Origin of the sequence: Enterobacter sp. ECC-019 (genome assembly GCF_043974075.1) — a bacterium.
Lineage (GTDB): Bacteria > Pseudomonadota > Gammaproteobacteria > Enterobacterales > Enterobacteriaceae > Enterobacter > Enterobacter asburiae_D.
Genome location: NZ_CP143759.1, coordinates 1,692,003 through 1,710,325 on the forward strand (window position 1 = coordinate 1,692,003; position 18,323 = coordinate 1,710,325).

At 53.4% G+C, this 18,323-nt stretch carries 16 protein-coding genes; 6 read left to right on the forward strand and 10 right to left on the reverse strand.

Annotated elements, in window-relative coordinates; genetic code table 11:
* Positions 1-63: 63 nt before the first annotated feature.
* Together yajL and panE are read right to left on the reverse strand one after the other, a co-directional pair.
* Positions 64-657, reverse strand: coding sequence for a protein deglycase YajL (gene yajL / locus V1566_RS07895; RefSeq protein ID WP_395305528.1), 594 nt, complete (start codon positions 655-657; stop codon positions 64-66).
* Positions 620-1,531: a 2-dehydropantoate 2-reductase gene (gene panE, locus V1566_RS07900; RefSeq protein ID WP_395305529.1), complete on the reverse strand. Its 912-nt coding sequence runs from the start codon at positions 1,529-1,531 to the stop codon at positions 620-622. The genes yajL and panE overlap by 38 nt, the downstream gene beginning before the upstream one ends.
* A gap of 125 nt (positions 1,532-1,656) precedes the next feature.
* On the opposite strand from panE, the gene V1566_RS07905 reads away from it, so the two are divergent.
* The gene (locus tag V1566_RS07905; protein WP_042320808.1) at positions 1,657-2,148 is read left to right on the forward strand and encodes a YajQ family cyclic di-GMP-binding protein; all 492 of its coding nucleotides are present in this window, start codon (positions 1,657-1,659) and stop codon (positions 2,146-2,148) included.
* A 31-nt stretch (positions 2,149-2,179) separates the two neighbouring features.
* On the opposite strand, the gene V1566_RS07910 is transcribed toward V1566_RS07905, so the two are convergent.
* The 8 genes from V1566_RS07910 to V1566_RS07945 form a co-directional block, all read right to left on the reverse strand.
* On the reverse strand, positions 2,180-3,541 hold the full coding sequence (locus V1566_RS07910) for an MFS transporter (protein WP_395305530.1): 1,362 nt from the start codon (positions 3,539-3,541) through the stop codon (positions 2,180-2,182).
* A 149-nt stretch (positions 3,542-3,690) separates the two neighbouring features.
* On the reverse strand, positions 3,691-4,578 hold the full coding sequence (gene cyoE, locus V1566_RS07915) for a heme o synthase (protein WP_013095848.1): 888 nt from the start codon (positions 4,576-4,578) through the stop codon (positions 3,691-3,693).
* A gap of 11 nt (positions 4,579-4,589) precedes the next feature.
* Positions 4,590-4,916 carry a cytochrome o ubiquinol oxidase subunit IV gene (locus V1566_RS07920; RefSeq protein WP_006176899.1) on the reverse strand — a complete coding sequence of 109 codons (327 nt, stop codon included), beginning with the start codon at positions 4,914-4,916 and terminating at the stop codon, positions 4,590-4,592.
* On the reverse strand, positions 4,916-5,530 hold the full coding sequence (locus tag V1566_RS07925) for a cytochrome o ubiquinol oxidase subunit III (protein ID WP_023334703.1): 615 nt from the start codon (positions 5,528-5,530) through the stop codon (positions 4,916-4,918). Before V1566_RS07925 ends, V1566_RS07920 begins: the two co-directional genes overlap by 1 nt.
* On the reverse strand, positions 5,520-7,511 hold the full coding sequence (cyoB, locus tag V1566_RS07930; protein WP_063144774.1) for a cytochrome o ubiquinol oxidase subunit I: 1,992 nt from the start codon (positions 7,509-7,511) through the stop codon (positions 5,520-5,522). Before cyoB ends, V1566_RS07925 begins: the two co-directional genes overlap by 11 nt.
* Positions 7,512-7,527: 16 nt before the next feature.
* Positions 7,528-8,475 carry a cytochrome o ubiquinol oxidase subunit II gene (cyoA, locus tag V1566_RS07935; protein ID WP_395305531.1) on the reverse strand — a complete coding sequence of 316 codons (948 nt, stop codon included), beginning with the start codon at positions 8,473-8,475 and terminating at the stop codon, positions 7,528-7,530.
* Positions 8,476-8,953: 478 nt separating this feature from the next.
* Complete coding sequence (gene ampG / locus V1566_RS07940) at positions 8,954-10,429, reverse strand: muropeptide MFS transporter AmpG (protein WP_395305532.1); 1,476 nt, start codon at positions 10,427-10,429, stop codon at positions 8,954-8,956.
* A 46-nt stretch (positions 10,430-10,475) separates the two neighbouring features.
* The gene (locus V1566_RS07945) at positions 10,476-11,054 is read right to left on the reverse strand and encodes a lipoprotein (RefSeq protein ID WP_023310568.1); all 579 of its coding nucleotides are present in this window, start codon (positions 11,052-11,054) and stop codon (positions 10,476-10,478) included.
* Positions 11,055-11,359: 305 nt separating this feature from the next.
* Between V1566_RS07945 and bolA the strand changes: the two genes are divergently transcribed.
* The 5 genes from bolA to lon all read left to right on the forward strand — a co-directional run bounded on the left by bolA (position 11,360) and on the right by lon (position 18,128).
* A complete protein-coding gene (gene bolA, locus V1566_RS07950; RefSeq protein WP_021241655.1) occupies positions 11,360-11,677 on the forward strand; it encodes a transcriptional regulator BolA in 318 nt (105 codons plus the stop codon).
* Between the two features lie 330 nt (positions 11,678-12,007).
* Positions 12,008-13,306 (forward strand): trigger factor, encoded by a 1,299-nt coding sequence (gene tig, locus V1566_RS07955; protein ID WP_063144770.1) that lies wholly within the window; start codon positions 12,008-12,010, stop codon positions 13,304-13,306.
* A gap of 260 nt (positions 13,307-13,566) precedes the next feature.
* Positions 13,567-14,190, forward strand: a complete 624-nt coding sequence (gene clpP, locus V1566_RS07960) for an ATP-dependent Clp endopeptidase proteolytic subunit ClpP (RefSeq protein WP_010428105.1) — start codon at positions 13,567-13,569, stop codon at positions 14,188-14,190.
* Positions 14,191-14,316: 126 nt separating this feature from the next.
* The gene (clpX, locus tag V1566_RS07965) at positions 14,317-15,591 is read left to right on the forward strand and encodes an ATP-dependent protease ATP-binding subunit ClpX (RefSeq protein ID WP_395305533.1); all 1,275 of its coding nucleotides are present in this window, start codon (positions 14,317-14,319) and stop codon (positions 15,589-15,591) included.
* Positions 15,592-15,773: 182 nt separating this feature from the next.
* Positions 15,774-18,128 carry an endopeptidase La gene (gene lon / locus V1566_RS07970; protein ID WP_023334706.1) on the forward strand — a complete coding sequence of 785 codons (2,355 nt, stop codon included), beginning with the start codon at positions 15,774-15,776 and terminating at the stop codon, positions 18,126-18,128.
* The last annotated feature ends 195 nt before the right edge of the window (positions 18,129-18,323 follow it).

Here is an 18,323-nt window from a genome sequence, read left to right on the forward strand (position 1 = left end):
CCTACGGTACCGTGCATTTGTAGGCCGGGTAAGGCGTAGCCGCCACCCGGCTTTTTTTATGCACTACTCTTCATAGTAATTATAAATCCCCGCCGGCATCACCAGCGATGACGCCACTTCATACGCTTTCTCGCGTCCGACCAGCAGGTCAATAATCTTTAAGCCAAAATCAATTGCGGTGCCGGGCCCCTGGCTGGTTAGCAGGTTGACGCGCGGGTCCCAGACGACGCGTTTATCCACCCAATGCTCTTCCGGGATTGTATCCTTAAGCCCCGGGAAACCGGTCATGTTGCCGATGGGGAAGATATCGTGCGGAATCAGAACCGTTCCGGCGGCGGCACAGATTGCCGCGACGATGCGGCCGGATACATGAAACTGACGCACGGTCTCGACCAGCAGCGGGCTGTCGCGAAAACATTCCGCGCCTTTTAAGCCGCCGGGCAGCACGATGATGTCGTAATCTCCATCAGCCACCTGAACAAGGGGGGCATCCGCGAGGATTTTCACCCCGCGTGAACAGGTGATTTCCAGATTGCCATCGCTGGCGACGCTGGCGGTGGTGACCTTAATGCCGCCGCGCACCATCAAATCAATGGTGGTGACCGCTTCCATCTCTTCGCTACCAGGGGCGAGACAGATCAGGGCTGACGCGCTCATATTCACTCTCCTTACGTTTAACCAGGTCATACAGACGGGCGTTTTCCGGTACGGCGATGCCGTGCGCGCGGGCGCGTTTAAGCAGATAGCCAGTGATGTAGTCGATCTCCGTGTGGCGTAATGCCCGAACATCCTGCAACATCGAGGAGATGTTTTCTGCTGTACTCTCAATGACCTGCTCGACATAGCAGCGCAAATCGTCTGCCGAGGTATGCAGGCCTTCCCGCTCAACGACTGCCGCGACTTCCGCACACAACATCGCAACGTCCTGCGGATGATTTTTCAGCTCCCCGTTCGGGCAGTCCCACAGCGCCGTCAGCGGATTGATCACGCAATTTACCGCAAGCTTACGCCACAGCTGAGGGCGGATGTTGTTGTGCCAGGCCACGTCCGGCAGCACCTTTTGCAGCACATCAGCCAGGTAACTGTAGTCGCCATCCTGCGTTCTGGCCGGGCCGATATGCGTTACGCCGCTGGCGACATGCACGATGATGTTGCCGTCACGACGTGCAGCGTGCGTGGTGGTCGCCATCAGCAGGGGCTGCGGGACGCTTTTCAGCTCATCAAGGGTCCCCATGCCGTTATGCAGCAGCAGTATGGGCGAAGTGTGGGGGAGCTGCGCGGCCAGTGTCTTTACCGCGTCTGAGACCTGCCACGCTTTGAGCGTCACCAGTAAAAGGTCGCTTTGCGCCAGGAAATCAGGATCGTTCGCGGTGAGGGATTCGTTAAAGATGCTTCCGTCTTCACCAATCAGGTTTACACTGCAATAGGGCTGGGGCACGCGCAGCCAGCCCTGAACCTCATGTCCGTGCTTGCACAGCGCGGTCAGCCACAGCTGACCTAGCGCTCCGCATCCGAGCACCGTAATTTTCATTGTTCCTCCTCACCTGCAACTGCGCCAGGTGTTACGGCCTAAGTATAGCGCCGTCGACTATGCTTTTGAGTTATGCCTTGTTGCGGGTATTATGCAACGCAACAAAAATGAAGGGAGAAGAAAAGATGCCATCTTTCGATATTGTTTCCGAAGTTGATATCCAGGAAGTTCGCAACGGCGTGGACAACGCAAGCCGTGAAGTTGAGTCACGTTTCGATTTTCGTGGCGTTGAGGCAACGTTTGAGCTGAACGATGCCAATAAAACCATTAAGGTGCTGAGCGAGTCAGATTTCCAGGTGAATCAGCTGCTCGATATCTTGCGCGCCAAGCTGTTAAAGCGCGGCATCGAAGGGACGTCTCTGGATGTGCCGGAAGAGTTTGTCCACAGCGGCAAAACCTGGTTCGTTGAAGCCAAGCTGAAGCAGGGCATCGAGAGTGCGGTGCAGAAGAAGATCGTTAAGCTCATTAAAGACAGCAAGCTGAAGGTGCAGGCGCAGATCCAGGGCGAAGAGATTCGCGTGACGGGTAAATCCCGTGACGACCTGCAGGGCGTGATGGCGCTGATCCGCGGCGGCGATCTGGGACAACCGTTCCAGTTTAAAAACTTCCGCGATTAATATAAAAAGCCCGGTTTAACCGGGCTTTTTTTCACGCTTTGAGCGCCTGCTCGACTTCGAAGCGGTTGGTCATTTTACTGTCTATTTTGACGTAAGCGCTGCGCTCTTCCGCGACAATGAGCACGTCCGTCACGCCCTCTTTGGCTTCCAGACGCTGTTTCAGCGCATCGCTAATCTCCACATCATCCGGAATTTCTACGCGCAGGCTGCTCACGTAGCGCGGCTCTTTCATGGTGCTGGCGATCAGCAGCCAGACTGTCGCCAATAGCGCGCCGGCGAGAAACACGGTTTGTGAATCAAACAGGCCGTCCACCCAGCCGCCGAGCGAGCCGCCGATCGCCACGCCGAGAAACTGGCTGGTGGAGTAGATGCCCATCGCCGTACCTTTATACCCGGCGGGGGACTCTTTGCTGATCAGCGACGGGAGCAGTGCTTCCATCAGGTTAAAGGCCAGGAAGAACAGCTGTACGCCGGCAATCAGTTCCCAGAAGTGCGGGCCGGCACCCCAGAGCACAATTTCGGCAATCAGCAGTACCGCCACGCAGCCCACGAAGACGCGCTTCATTTTGCGCTTCACTTCGGCGTAGATGATGAACGGCACGACGGAGACAAACGAAATCAGCATCGTGACCAGATAGATTTTCCAGTGCTCAGCCGCCGGGAAACCCGCTGCGGCAAGCTGGCCGGGCAGGGCGACAAAGGTCGACATCAGCAGGATGTGCAGACACATAATGCCAAAATTCAGCTTCAGCAGGCGCGGCTCGACAATCACTTTGCTGAAGCAGCCTTTTACCATCCCCGATTCACGGTTCAGAACGTGGTTCTTACTGTCTGGCACGACCCACAGGGTTAGGGCAATACCGATAGTCGCCAGCACGGCAATCATCCAGAACAGGGCGTGCAGACCCAATGTGTGGGTAATGATGGGGCCCAGCACCATCGCAATCGCAAAGGTCACGCCAAAGCTCACGCCGATGAACGCCATCGCTTTGGTGCGGTTCTGCTCGCGGGTTAAGTCTGACAGCAGCGCCATCACCGCGGCGGCAATCGCGCCGGAACCCTGCAGGGCGCGGCCGAGAATAATCCCCCAGATGGAGTGGGAGAGGGCGGCAATAACGCTTCCGAGCACAAAGACCAGCAGTCCGCCGACGATCAGCGGCTTTCGACCCACCCGGTCAGAGAGCAGGCCAAACGGGATCTGGAACACCGCCTGCGCCAGACCGTAGATGCCGATCGCGAGCCCAATCAGCGCCTCGCTGGCTCCCTGCAGCGCCATACCGTACGTGGTCAGAACAGGCAGGACCATAAACATGCCAAGCATCCGTAGCGAGAAGACAGTCCCTAAGCCCCAGGTCGCGCGTAGCTCGCCTGGCGTCATTTTATAATCGTTCATTACCACCTCAGTTCAAAAGCAGGCCATAGTGTAGTGCGGGGAAGGGGCGGGGTAAATAAAGGGTTATTTAACAAATATTACATGCGTTATTAATAAATTCGGTGAATAAAAAAGGGTGCCGAAGCACCCCTTTATTCACCTGTTGTGGCTTACCAGACGTAAGTCAGCAGGTTGTGTGAATCTGGCACCATGAAGTCCACGGACATCATCACGGACAGCGAGGTGATGGCCACAATCGAGAACACAAACAGTTTGCGCGCCCAGACTTTGTCATCTTCCACTTTGTAACCGCGCAGCGCCATACCGAGCCACCAGACGCTCACCGCAGCCGCTACCGCCAGATATTTGTATCCGGCGTAACCACCCAGAGAAAGCATCAGCGTTGCCACGGCAAAGGCGATGATGTACAGCGTGATGTGGTTCTTTGCAACGGAAATGCCTTTCACGACCGGCAGAACCGGGATGTTCGCTGCCTGATAATCCTTAAAGCGGAAAATCGCGATGGCATAGGAGTGCGGCATCTGCCACAGGCTAAAGATAGCCAGCAGGATCAGCGCACCGCTGTCGAACTCGTTCGTGACCGCGCAGTAGCCAATCACCGGCGGCGCAGCGCCGGAGAGAGAACCAATCAGCGTGCCGTAGACGGAGTGGCGTTTCATATACAGGCTATAGACGCCCACATACACTACGAACCCCATCACCCCCAGCCAGCAGGCCAGCGGGTTAGCACCAAACCACAGCAGCATAAAGCCAGCAATACCCAGCAAGGTGGCGTACACCAGCGAGACGGAAGGGGCGATCAGGCCTTTCACCAGCACCCGATTTTTGGTCCTTTCCATCTTCTTGTCGATATCCATGTCGATGTAGTTGTTAAATACACAACCGGACGCAACAACCAGTGACACACCGACCAGCGTGTAGATAAAGAGGGTGTAATCAATGCTGCCCTTAGAGGCCAACAGGAACCCTCCGATCACGGAGATCAGGTTGCCAAAGATGATGCCTGGTTTCGTTACTTGCAGGTATTGCTTAAACATACTCGCCGCTCTTAGTGAACCATCATGTTGTAGTTGAGGTTCCACATAATCCAGATGGAACCGACTACCAGGATAGCGATGATAATCACGGTAAAGATAAAGGCGGTCATATTCCAGCCTTCATCGGACTTGGTGTTCATGTGCAGGAAGCAAACCAGATGCACCAGAATCTGAATCACCGCAGTTACCAGGATTGCACCCAGAATAACCGGCTTAGACGCAGAACCGCTCATCACCATCCAGAACGGGATCACCGTCAGGATGATCGACAGGATGAAACCTGTCATGTAGGTTTTTACGCTACCGTGGGAAGCGCCATGATCGTTTGAATGACTCATTACATCGCCCCCATCAGATATACAACAGAGAACACACAGATCCACACCACGTCCAGGAAGTGCCAGAACAGGCTCAGGCACATGATACGGGTACGGTTAGTGCTGGTCAGGCCGCGACGGGATACCTGGAACATCAGTACCGCCATCCAGATCAGACCAGAGGTAACGTGCAGACCGTGGGTACCCACCAGCGCGAAGAACGCTGACAGGAAGCCACTGCGATCCGGACCGAAACCTTCCAGAATCAGGTGATGGAATTCATAGATTTCCATCCCGATAAATCCAGCACCAAACAGCCAGGTCAACGCCAGCCAGGAAACAACCTGGCTCTTGTTGTTTTTGTACATGGCGATAGCCGCCATGCCGTAGGTGATGGAGCTGAATAACAGCAGTGCGGTTTCAACCAGAACGAACGGCAGTTCAAAGATGTCCTTGCCAGCCGGGCCGCCCGCCGTGCCGTTCACCAGAACGGCATAGGTCGCGAACAGACAGCAGAACAGAATGCAGTCGCTCATCAGGTAGATCCAGAAACCGAAGACTTTGGTCGGTCCTGTATCGTGGTGCGCATGCTCATGCGCGTGGGCAGTTGAGTGCGCCAGAGTATCAGTTGCCATTTTTCAGCCCCGCTTTAGAAATCTCGTCGAAATGCTGATTTTCCAGCTTCTCAACTTCACGGACTGGTACGTAGTAGTCCACGTCCTCGTCAAAGCTCTTCACAATCCAGCTGATTACGATGCCGGCGAAGCCAACAATCGCCATCCACCAGATGTGCCAGATCATTGCGAAACCAAATACCGTTGCGAAAGCGGCAATCACAATGCCCGCACCGCTGTTTTTCGGCATGTGGATCTCTTCGTAATGAGCTGGTTGCTTGTACGCTTCACCTTTTTCTTTCATTTCCCAGAATGCGTCGCGTTCATGAACCTGCGGCACGATGGCAAAGTTATAGAAAGGAGGTGGAGAAGAGGTTGCCCACTCCAGCGTACGGCCACCCCATGGATCACCGGTCAGGTCACGGTTCTGGTCGCGGTCGCGAATAGACACGTAGAACTGAATCAGCTGAGACGCGATACCACAGGCAATCAGCACGGCGCCGCCCGCTGCAACCATCAGCATTGGGTGGAACTGCGGATCGATCTGCTGGCTCAGACGACGGGTCATACCCATGAAGCCCAGCACGTACAGCGGCATAAATGCGACGAAGAAGCCGATGATCCAGAACCAGAACGCGCGTTTACCCCATTTTTCGTTCAGCGTGAAGCCGAACGCTTTTGGCCACCAGTAGGTTACGCCAGCGAAGCAGCCGAAGACCACGCCACCGATGATAACGTTATGGAAGTGCGCAATCAGGAACAGACTGTTGTGCAGAACGAAGTCAGCACCTGGTACCGCCAGCAGTACGCCGGTCATCCCACCTACGGAGAAGGTTACGATGAAGCCGATGGTCCACAGCATCGCTGAGTGGAACACGATACGGCCCTGGTACATGGTGAACAGCCAGTTGAAGATCTTCACCCCGGTAGGGATGGCGATAATCATAGTGGTGATACCGAAGAAGGCGTTTACGTTCGCGCCCGCACCCATGGTGAAGAAGTGGTGCAGCCAAACGATGAACGACAGAACGGTAATACACACGGTTGCCCACACCAGAGAGGTGTAACCAAACAGACGTTTACGCGAGAAGGTTGCCGCGATTTCGGAGAACACACCGAACACAGGCAGAACCAGAATGTACACTTCCGGGTGACCCCAGGCCCAAATCAGGTTGATGTACATCATCATGTTGCCACCCATATCATTCGTGAAGAAATGGGTGCCCAGGTAGCGGTCCAGGGTCAGCAGCGCGACGGTGACGGTCAGAATTGGGAAGGAGGCAATAATCAGGATGTTGGCGCACAGAGATGCCCAGGTAAATACCGGCATCTTGAACATGGTCATGCCAGGGGCACGCATCTTGATAATGGTCACGAAGAAGTTGATACCGGTCAGGGTAGTACCGACACCGGAGAGCTGAAGCGCCCAAATCCAGTAGTCGACGCCAACGCCCGGACTGTACTCAATTCCTGACAGCGGCGGGTAAGCCAGCCAGCCGGTCTGCGCGAATTCGCCCACACCCAGTGACAGGTTAACCAGGATAACGCCGACAACCGTGAACCAGAAGCTCAGGTTGTTCAGGAACGGGAACGCCACGTCGCGCGCGCCGATTTGCAGCGGAACGACAACGTTCATCAGACCGATAACCAGCGGCATCGCCACGAAGAAGATCATGATAACGCCGTGGGCGGTAAAGATCTGATCGTAGTGGTGCGGCGGCAGGAAGCCGGCTTCACCCGCAGAAGCGAGTGCCTGCTGGCTACGCATCATGATCGCATCCGCAAAGCCACGAATTAACATGACGATACCGACGATGCAGTACATGATACCGAGTTTTTTGTGGTCAACCGAAGTCAGCCACTCGTTCCACAGGTAGCTCCACTTACCGAAGTAAGTGATCAGGGCCAGTAAGGCCGCGCCACCAATGATAATTGCAGCCACCGTAATCACGATAATCGGTTCGTGATACGGCACTGCATCCAGTGTCAATTTTCCGAACATTTTCTTCCTCGGCCCCTTAGTGAGCGGTTTCCGCGTGGCTCATGTCCATGCCTTCCATACCTTCATGCGCGCTGTGCTCGCCTTCAGGCTGGGTCATGTCCATGCTCTTACCGTGATCCATAAATTTGCCAATAACCTCTTTGAACAAATCGGGTTTCACGTTAGAGAAGTACTCCACCTTGTTGTATTCGCTAGGTGCAGCCACTTTATCGAACGCCGCCATGTCAGACATGGTGTTTGGAGACTGCTTCGCTTTTTCAACCCACTGGTCGAAAGCGGCACGGTCCGGCGTCGCAATAGCTTTGAACTTCATACCTGAGAAGCCCGGGCCGCTATAGCTGGCGGAGATACCATCATAGGTGCCTGCTTCATTCGCGATAAGATGCAGGTTAGTCTGCATTCCGGCCATCGCGTAAATCTGGCTACCCAGACGTGGGATGAAGAAGGAGTTCATTACGGAGTTGGAGGTCACTTTGAACTGAACCGGAGTGTTCGCCGGGAAGGCGATTTCATTCACGGTAGCAATACCCTGCTCTGGATAGATGAAGAACCATTTCCAGTCCATGGAGACCACTTCAATGGTAATAGGTTTCTCATCGTGAACCAGCGGTTTGCTTGGCTCAAGTGCGTGAGTGGTTTTCCAGGTCAGTACGGCAAGGAACAGGATGATCAGAATAGGTACCGTCCAGACCACAGCTTCCACTTTATTGGAGTGTGACCAGTTAGGGCTATACTTCGCATCTTTATTGCTCGCACGATACTTCCAGGCGAAACCAACAGCCATCAAAATGGCAGGAATAACCACAATCATCATCAGGCCAAATGCCGTCAAAATCAGTGAACGTTGTTCCAGTCCAATCTGTCCTTTGGGGTCTAGTAGTGCAGAATCGCAGCCACTGAGTAATACAGTGCCCGCGAATAATGACAACCATCCCAAACTTTTATTGTATTTCCCGAGTCTCATTTAACGACCTCAATTCCACGGAGTCTGGTGGCGTTTAAAGTGTGCGGGCATTTTACGGGAAGGTTACATTACTGTAAACATCATTAGGCCTGTGTCAGGAAGGTGTTACCGGGTTCTGCCGCACGTGTCACAAGTGTTGCAAATTATGTCGGTTTTTATGACTGAAGCCGCATGGCGTGGGCTTTATAACGAAAGGACCCCCAAGCATACCCTAAAAGGGACAATTGGTATAACCATTGTTGAAAATAAACAAAAAATTAACAATTAATTATCAATAAAAAGACATCTAAAAAACGAAAAATCAAACTTTCTCATGCTGAATCGTTTAATGAAAAATAGCGTTTTGGAATGGGAGCCAATAATTTCCAAATCCTATCCCGCACAAAACAACAAATATTTTTTTTAGCGGTTGGTGGCTATTTCGCCGTTATAATTTCGCTTAGTGATTACAACGGGAAATAACCTTTCGCATTTTTCTTCAGGTCACTTGCGTTTTACGCAACGCCATGAAATCGAGCAGACCCCCGGTCAGGATCCCGGCGATAGCCAGCAGGGCGCCTGCGTCCAGCAGAAGGGCTTCGAAGGGGAGTGCCAGTGACGTGCTGGCATTAATAATGAGCACCACCAGCCAGAGTGCGAGAGCAGCGCAGCCCACCATTAACAGACGTAACGCAAAACGGTAGGCGCGGTGATATTCGGTGCGCGGCATAAAGTGTTCTGTTCGCTGGGTATATTCCAGCGTCTGACGGCAGACCAGCAGCAATAAAATTCCCGGCACGGCAGCCACGACCGAGAAGAGATAAAATGTTGGCCAGCCGTGGGCTTCCACGAACCAGCCGGCAATCGGGCCAACGTACACCCGGCCAACGGCGGAGAGCGCCGAGAGCAGCGCGAACTGGGTGGCGGAAAACGACTTGTTGCACAGGGTCATCAGCAGGGCGACAAACGCCGCGGTGCCCATACCGCCGCAGAGGTTTTCGAAGAACACCGCTGCGGCCATGCTGATTGTATGTTTGTCGGTAATCGACAGCAGCCAGTAGCCTGCGTTAGAGGCGCCCTGAAGGATGCCGAAAATCAGCAGCGCGCGAAACAGCGTCAGGCGCTGCATCAGCACGCCGCCATAAAGTGCGCCGACGATGGTCGCAAACAGCCCCAGCGTTTTATTCACCACGCCGACTTCGCCGGCGTCAAAACCGACGCCCCGGATCAGGAAGGTGGTGGTCAGACTCATGGCAAAGGCATCGCCCAGCTTATAAAGGACGATAAGTAACAGGATCAGCCAGGCGTTGTTGCGGCCAAAGAAGTCACGAAGCGGTTCGGCGACGGCCTGCTCCAGCGAGCGGGGAACCGGGATGACGTCACTCGGTTCGGGCGCGAACAGCGTCGCGATAATGCAGGGGATCAGCAGGGCGGCCATCAGCCAGTACATGCCCTGCCAGCCGAGGTAACGGTCGGCGAGCCACAGCGCCAGCCCGCCGGAAACCAGCATCCCGAGGCGATAGCCCAGCACGCTGATTGCCGCACCGGCGCCGCGCTCTTCCGCAGGTAACACGTCCGTCTTCCAGGCGTCGAACACGATATCCTGAGAGGCGGAACAGAAGGCAATCACTACCGCAAGTGCCGCCATCCAGCGAAGCTGCGTGGTAGGTTCAAGAAAACCCATCGCCGCAATGGCCAGCAGCAGCAGGATCTGCGTCATCACTAACCAGCCGCGTCGACGCCCGAGAAAAGGCGGCGTATAGCGATCCATGACCGGAGACCACAGGAACTTAAAGACATAGGCCTGGCCCACAAGCGAGAAGAAACCAATCGTTTTAAGATCGATGTTCTCAACCGTCATCCATGCCTGAAGCGTGCCGGAAGTGAGTGCGAGGGGTAAACCCGAGGCGAAGCCGAGGATCAGCAGGATAGCTGATTTCGGTTGCTGAAAAATGCGTAAGTAATGGCTGGACATGTTCTTATAAAACTGACCCGGTGATACACCGGGTCAGCGAGCGGGATTAACGCGCGTTCTGCTTGATGAAATCGTGAATGCTGGTGTCCTGCGCCATATCGGCGATGGTGTCGGTCAGCACGCTATTGACGGCGTTAGCAATGTTCTGGTTGGAGGCCTGGAACGCACCTTCAACAGAGTAGCTGGCGCGGTAGTTTTTGGTCATCTTGTTGCCATTCTTCGCGGTGGCAATGATGGCGATATCCGCTTTGGTCGCGATGTTGTAGCGCACGTTGCCCTGAGACACGTCAGCGTACAGGTTGTTCACGATGATCTGCAGATCGACCGCGCCGCTTGGGCCAATCATGTAGCCGCGAGCGGTCATTTGTTTCTCCAGCACTTCCTGGAGCAGGAAGCGCAGGTCGCGGGACGCGGTAAGGGTAACCTGCTGGTTATCGCGGGTCACTTTTGCCAGCGCCTGATCCTGACGCTGATCGGCACCGTTAATGCTCACGGTGACGCCCATCAGGCTTGGGTCCTGCTGAGGCAGGGTGATTTTTGGTGAGACATCAATAGTGGTAGGCGGAGTAGCACAGCCTGCCAGCATAAAAAGGGCTACCAACGGAAAGAAGAGTTTTTTTAACATTTTCGGGTTCTCAACGAATCGTAAGCATATAAAGAGAAAAATTGTCGCCATCATAACATTGCCAACGGCGAGGGGAAGTGGTCAACGCATGTAAATTCATCGCCTTGTCCGAAAACTGACCAGTTCACCGTTTTTCCCATTCCGTGTATGACAAAACGTATGAGTCTCACAGTGAACTTCATTCGTTTGAATGAGAAAATCAGACGAAAGCTAAATATTTGTTGTCAAGGTGTAATGGAAACGGTAAAAGCGGCTAACATTTAAAGGGATGGGTGACATCCTGGCGTTGTCGGAGGAGTAATTTCATGATGATACGTGAGCATATAGAAGATAAATTAAGGGCAGCGTTCAACCCTGTGTTCCTCGAAGTCGTCGACGAAAGCTATCGTCATAACGTGCCGGCAGGTTCTGAAAGCCACTTTAAAGTGGTTCTGGTCAGCGATCGCTTCACGGGAGAACGTTTCCTGAATCGACACCGCTTGATCTACAGCACCTTGACGGAAGAGCTCTCCACGACCGTGCATGCGCTGGCACTGCATACCTACACCATTAAGGAATGGGAAGGCTTGCAGGATACGGTTTTCGCATCACCGCCCTGTCGCGGTGCAGGCACTATCGCCTGATAAATCGGATTTGCAACGGCTGGAGCTTTTCCAGTATGTTGCTTACAGATTTCCTCAAAACGGCCTCCGGGCCGTTTTGTTTTGTCTGAGTTTTGAGCGGATGGTGCGATTTTAAGGCTAAAAATAGCCTTAAAGTGTGAAAAAAGCCGCAGCAACATGCCCCAACCGTTCTCGACTCACCTAAGTGATGCCGCTATAATGCCGCGTCTTATTGAATGTCTTCGGGATGATTCTGGCGACAGGGAATGTGAATCTGCACTAAGAGAGCATCCCGGTATAACAGACAGATTCAGAGTTGACCGAGCACTGTGATTTTTTTGAGGTAACAAGATGCAAGTTTCAGTTGAAACCACTCAAGGCCTTGGCCGCCGTGTAACGATTACTATCGCTGCTGACAGCATCGAAACTGCTGTGAAAAGCGAGCTGGTCAACGTAGCAAAAAAAGTACGTATTGACGGCTTCCGCAAGGGCAAAGTACCAATGAATGTTGTTGCTCAGCGTTATGGCGCTTCCGTGCGTCAGGATGTGCTGGGTGAACTGATGAGCCGTAACTTTATTGATGCGATCATCAAAGAAAAAATCAATCCGGCCGGCGCGCCGAACTACGTTCCAGGCGAATACAAACTGGGCGAAGACTTCACCTACTCCGTAGAGTTCGAAGTGTACCCGGAAGTTGAGCTGAAAGGTCTGGAATCTATCGAAGTTGAAAAACCAGTTGTTTCCGTGACTGACGAAGACGTTGACGGCATGCTGGATACCCTGCGCAAGCAGCAGGCGAACTGGAAAGAGAAAGAAGGCGCTGTTGACGCTGAAGACCGTGTCACCATCGACTTCACCGGTTCTGTAGACGGCGAAGAGTTCGAAGGCGGCAAAGCGTCTGACTTCGTACTGGCTATGGGCCAGGGTCGTATGATCCCAGGCTTCGAAGACGGTATCAAAGGCCACAAGGCTGGCGAAGAGTTCACCATCGACGTGACCTTCCCGGAAGAGTACCACGCTGAAAACCTGAAAGGGAAAGCAGCGAAGTTCGCTATCAACCTGAAGAAAGTTGAAGAGCGCGAACTGCCAGAACTGACTGAAGAATTCATCAAGCGTTTCGGCGTGGAAGATGGTTCCGTAGCGGGTCTGCGTACCGAAGTGCGTAAGAACATGGAACGCGAACTGAACGGCGCGGTGCGTAACCGTGTGAAATCTCAGGCGATCGAAGGTCTGGTGAAAGCCAACGAAATCGACGTTCCAGCTGCCCTGATCGACAGCGAAATCGACGTTCTGCGCCGTCAGGCTGCACAGCGTTTCGGTGGCAACCAGCAGCAAGCGATGGAACTGCCACGCGAGCTGTTCGAAGAGCAAGCGAAACGCCGCGTTGTTGTTGGCCTGCTGCTGGGCGAAGTGATTCGTACCCACGAGCTGAAAGCTGACGAAGAGCGTGTGAAAGGCCTGATCGAAGAGATGGCTTCTGCATACGAAGATCCATCAGAAGTTGTTGAGTTCTACGGTAAGAACAAAGAGCTGATGGACAACATGCGCAACGTTGCCCTGGAAGAGCAGGCTGTTGAAGCGGTACTGGCGAAAGCGAAAGTGACCGAAAAAGCGACCTCTTTCAACGAACTGATGAACCAGCAGGCGTAATTTCGCCCCAAAGGTTTAAAGTTTGAACAGAAAACCCGTTGCCTTGCGGCAGCGGGTTTTTTTTATCACAGCGATAGCCCAGGAAGAGTGCTAAAACGCCCTTTCGGTGTTAGCGTAACAACAAAAGGTTGTTATGCTTGAAATAGGGCACTGTAAACCCCATAAGTACGTAATCACGATGAATGAGACTGGCTGATAATCCGTCCGTAAGGTTACAATCAGTACAGCAGGTGTTTTCAATTTTGATCCAGGAGACGGAAATGTCATACAGTGGCGAACGAGATAACTTTGCACCCCATATGGCTCTGGTGCCAATGGTTATTGAACAGACCTCACGTGGTGAGCGTTCTTTTGATATCTATTCCCGTCTGCTCAAGGAACGCGTTATCTTTCTGACCGGCCAGGTGGAAGACCACATGGCTAACCTGATCGTGGCGCAGATGCTGTTTCTGGAAGCGGAAAACCCGGAAAAAGACATTTACCTGTACATCAACTCCCCGGGTGGCGTGATTACAGCAGGAATGTCTATTTATGACACCATGCAATTCATCAAGCCTGATGTAAGCACTATCTGTATGGGTCAGGCTGCATCGATGGGCGCGTTCCTGTTAACAGCAGGGGCGAAAGGTAAGCGTTTCTGCTTGCCAAATTCCCGCGTGATGATTCACCAGCCGCTGGGCGGTTACCAGGGGCAGGCGACGGATATCGAAATCCACGCCCGCGAAATTCTGAAAGTAAAAGCGCGCATGAATGAACTTATGGCGCAGCATACGGGTCAACCACTCGAGCAGATCGAGCGCGATACCGAGCGCGATCGCTTCCTCTCTGCTCCAGAGGCAGTTGAGTACGGCTTAGTCGACTCCGTGTTGACCCATCGTAATTGATGCCCGCGACGCGAGTGTGCCGCTATACTAAGGTAGGGCGGCACGCTGCTTATTGCAGCTTGCGTCTTAGAATGGCATTTGCGTCGTCATGTGCGGCACAAAGAACTTAAAAAGAGGTTTGGACTCATGACAGATAAACGCAAAGATGGTTCGGGCAAACTGCTGTACTGCTCTTTTTGCGGCAAAAGCCAGCATGAAGTGCGTAAACTGATTGCCGGGCCGTCCGTGTATATCTGCGACGAATGTGTCGATTTATGTAACGACATCATTCGCGAAGAGATTAAAGAAGTCGCACCGCACCGTGAGCGCAGCGCGCTGCCAACGCCGCATGAAATTCGTCATCACCTTGACGACTACGTCATCGGACAGGAACAGGCCAAGAAAGTGCTGGCGGTAGCGGTCTATAACCACTACAAACGTCTGCGTAACGGCGACACCAGCAATGGCGTAGAACTGGGTAAAAGTAACATTCTGCTGATCGGCCCAACCGGTTCCGGTAAAACGCTGCTGGCTGAAACCCTGGCGCGCCTGCTTGACGTTCCGTTCACAATGGCGGATGCCACCACCCTGACCGAGGCCGGTTATGTGGGTGAGGACGTCGAAAACATCATCCAGAAACTGCTGCAGAAGTGCGATTACGACGTGCAGAAAGCCCAGCGCGGGATTGTTTACATCGATGAGATCGACAAGATCTCCCGTAAATCAGACAACCCGTCTATCACCCGTGACGTATCGGGTGAAGGCGTACAGCAGGCACTGCTGAAGCTGATCGAAGGTACGGTTGCCGCCGTTCCGCCACAGGGTGGCCGTAAACATCCGCAGCAGGAGTTCCTCCAGGTTGATACCTCCAAGATCCTGTTCATCTGTGGTGGTGCGTTTGCTGGTCTGGATAAAGTCATTTCCCACCGTGTTGAAACCGGCTCCGGCATTGGTTTTGGCGCAACGGTGAAATCGACGTCCGAAAAACCAAACGAAGGCGAACTGCTGTCTCAGGTTGAACCGGAAGATCTGATCAAATTCGGTCTGATCCCTGAATTCATTGGCCGTCTGCCAGTTGTGGCAACGCTGAATGAGCTGAGCGAAGACGCGCTGATCCAGATCCTGAAAGAGCCGAAAAATGCGCTAACCAAGCAGTATCAGGCGCTGTTCAATCTGGAAGGCGTTGATCTGGAATTCCGCGACGAAGCGCTGAATGCCATTGCCAAGAAAGCGATGATCCGTAAAACCGGTGCCCGTGGTCTTCGTTCAATTGTCGAAGCGGCACTGCTCGACACCATGTACGATCTGCCGTCGATGGAAGACGTTGAGAAAGTTGTAATTGACGAGTCCGTGATTAGCGGTCAAACCAAGCCGCTGCTGATTTACGGCAAACCGGAAGCACAGCAGGCATCTGGCGAATAATTCACCAAATCATACAAGCAGTTAATCAAAAAGGGGGGATTTTATCTCCCCTTTACTTTTTCCGTATTCATAGCGTTGAATGTGTGGCAAACATCCCCATATACTGGATACATGTTAATGGTTATGTGAAGCACAGTGACATGACCAGCTTACCTGGCGGACACTAACTAAGAGAGAGCTCTATGAATCCTGAGCGTTCTGAACGCATTGAAATCCCCGTATTGCCGTTGCGCGATGTGGTGGTTTATCCGCACATGGTCATACCCTTATTTGTAGGGCGGGAAAAATCTATCCGTTGCCTCGAAGCCGCCATGGATCATGATAAAAAAATCATGCTGGTGGCGCAGAAAGAAGCATCAACGGATGAGCCGGGTGTAAACGATCTTTTCACCGTCGGGACCGTGGCCTCTATTTTGCAGATGCTGAAGCTGCCTGACGGCACCGTGAAGGTGCTGGTAGAAGGCCTGCAGCGTGCGCGTATTACCACTTTGTCAGACGACGGCGAGCACTTCTCTGCGAAGGCAGAGTACCTTGATTCGCCTGAGCTTGATGAGCGCGAGCAGGAAGTGCTGGTGCGCACCGCGATTAGCCAGTTTGAAGGCTATATCAAGCTGAACAAGAAAATCCCACCAGAAGTGCTGACGTCGCTGAACAGCATCGACGATCCTGCGCGTCTGGCGGACACCATCGCTGCCCATATGCCGCTGAAGCTGGCTGACAAACAGTCCGTGCTGGAAATGTCAGACGTTAACGAACGTCTGGAATATCTGATGGCGATGATGGAGTCTGAAATCGATCTGCTGCAGGTTGAGAAGCGTATTCGCAACCGCGTGAAAAAGCAGATGGAGAAATCTCAGCGCGAGTACTATCTGAATGAGCAAATGAAGGCCATTCAGAAAGAACTGGGCGAGATGGACGATGCGCCGGACGAAAACGAAGCGCTGAAGCGTAAGATCGACGCGGCGAAGATGCCGAAAGAGGCGAAAGAGAAAGCCGAAGCAGAACTGCAGAAGCTGAAAATGATGTCTCCAATGTCGGCTGAAGCAACCGTTGTACGCGGCTACATTGAGTGGATGGTGCAGGTTCCGTGGAACGCCCGCAGCAAGGTCAAAAAAGACCTGCGTCAGGCGCAGGAAATCCTGGATACCGACCACTACGGCCTGGAACGCGTGAAAGACCGCATTCTTGAGTACCTCGCGGTACAAAGCCGTGTAAACAAAATCAAAGGCCCAATTCTGTGCCTGGTAGGACCGCCGGGGGTGGGTAAAACCTCTCTGGGTCAGTCCATCGCCAAAGCGACCGGACGTAAGTATATCCGTATGGCGCTGGGTGGCGTACGCGATGAAGCGGAAATCCGCGGTCACCGCCGTACCTACATCGGATCTATGCCTGGTAAACTGATCCAGAAGATGGCGAAAGTGGGCGTTAAAAACCCGCTGTTCCTGCTCGATGAGATCGACAAGATGTCGTCGGACATGCGTGGCGACCCTGCGTCTGCACTGCTGGAAGTGCTTGATCCAGAACAGAACGTGGCGTTCAGCGATCACTATCTGGAAGTGGACTACGACCTGAGCGATGTGATGTTCGTGGCGACCTCCAACTCCATGAACATTCCGGCCCCGCTGCTGGACCGTATGGAAGTGATCCGTCTCTCCGGTTATACCGAAGATGAGAAGCTGAATATCGCTAAGCAGCACCTGCTGCCGAAACAGATTGAGCGTAACGCGCTGAAAGCCAACGAGCTGACCGTCGAGGACAGCGCGATTATCGGCATCATTCGCTACTACACCCGTGAAGCGGGCGTGCGTAGCCTTGAGCGTGAAATCTCTAAACTGTGTCGTAAAGCGGTGAAACAGCTGCTGCTGGATAAGAGCCTGAAACACATTGTGATTAACGGCGACAATCTGCATGCGTACCTGGGCGTTCAGCGCTTTGACTACGGTCGCGCGGATAACGAAAACCGCGTTGGTCAGGTGACCGGCCTGGCATGGACGGAAGTGGGCGGCGATCTGCTGACCATCGAAACCGCCTGTGTGCCGGGCAAAGGGAAGCTGACCTACACCGGCTCGCTGGGTGAAGTGATGCAGGAATCCATCCAGGCGGCGCTGACCGTGGTGCGCGCGCGCGCGGAGAAACTGGGTATCAACCCTGATTTCTACGAAAAACGCGACATCCACGTGCACGTTCCGGAAGGGGCGACGCCGAAAGATGGTCCAAGCGCGGGTATTGCCATGTGTACCGCGCTGGTTTCCTGCCTGACAGGGAACCCGGTGCGTGCCGATGTGGCAATGACCGGTGAAATTACGCTGCGTGGTCAGGTTCTGCCGATTGGTGGTTTAAAAGAAAAACTGCTGGCGGCACACCGCGGTGGGATCAAAACCGTATTGATCCCTTACGAAAATAAACGCGATCTGGAAGAGATTCCGGACAACGTGATTGCCGATCTGCAGATCCATCCTGTGAAGCGAATTGAGGAAGTTCTCAGTCTCGCATTGCAGAATGAACCGTCCGGAATGCAGGTTGTAACCGCAAAATAGTGACCTCGCGCAAAGAGCGTCAATAAAAATAAGGCTGGTAAGTCATTTCGCACTTGCCAGCCTTTTTTTGTATAGCTAATTTAGATTGCTGATTAGGTCAGCCATCAACAACGGGTGTTGTAAGGTCATGGCAGGCCTGATATAACTGCTGCGCGGTCGCGTTGTGAAGGATTCAGGCGCGATATAAATTATAAA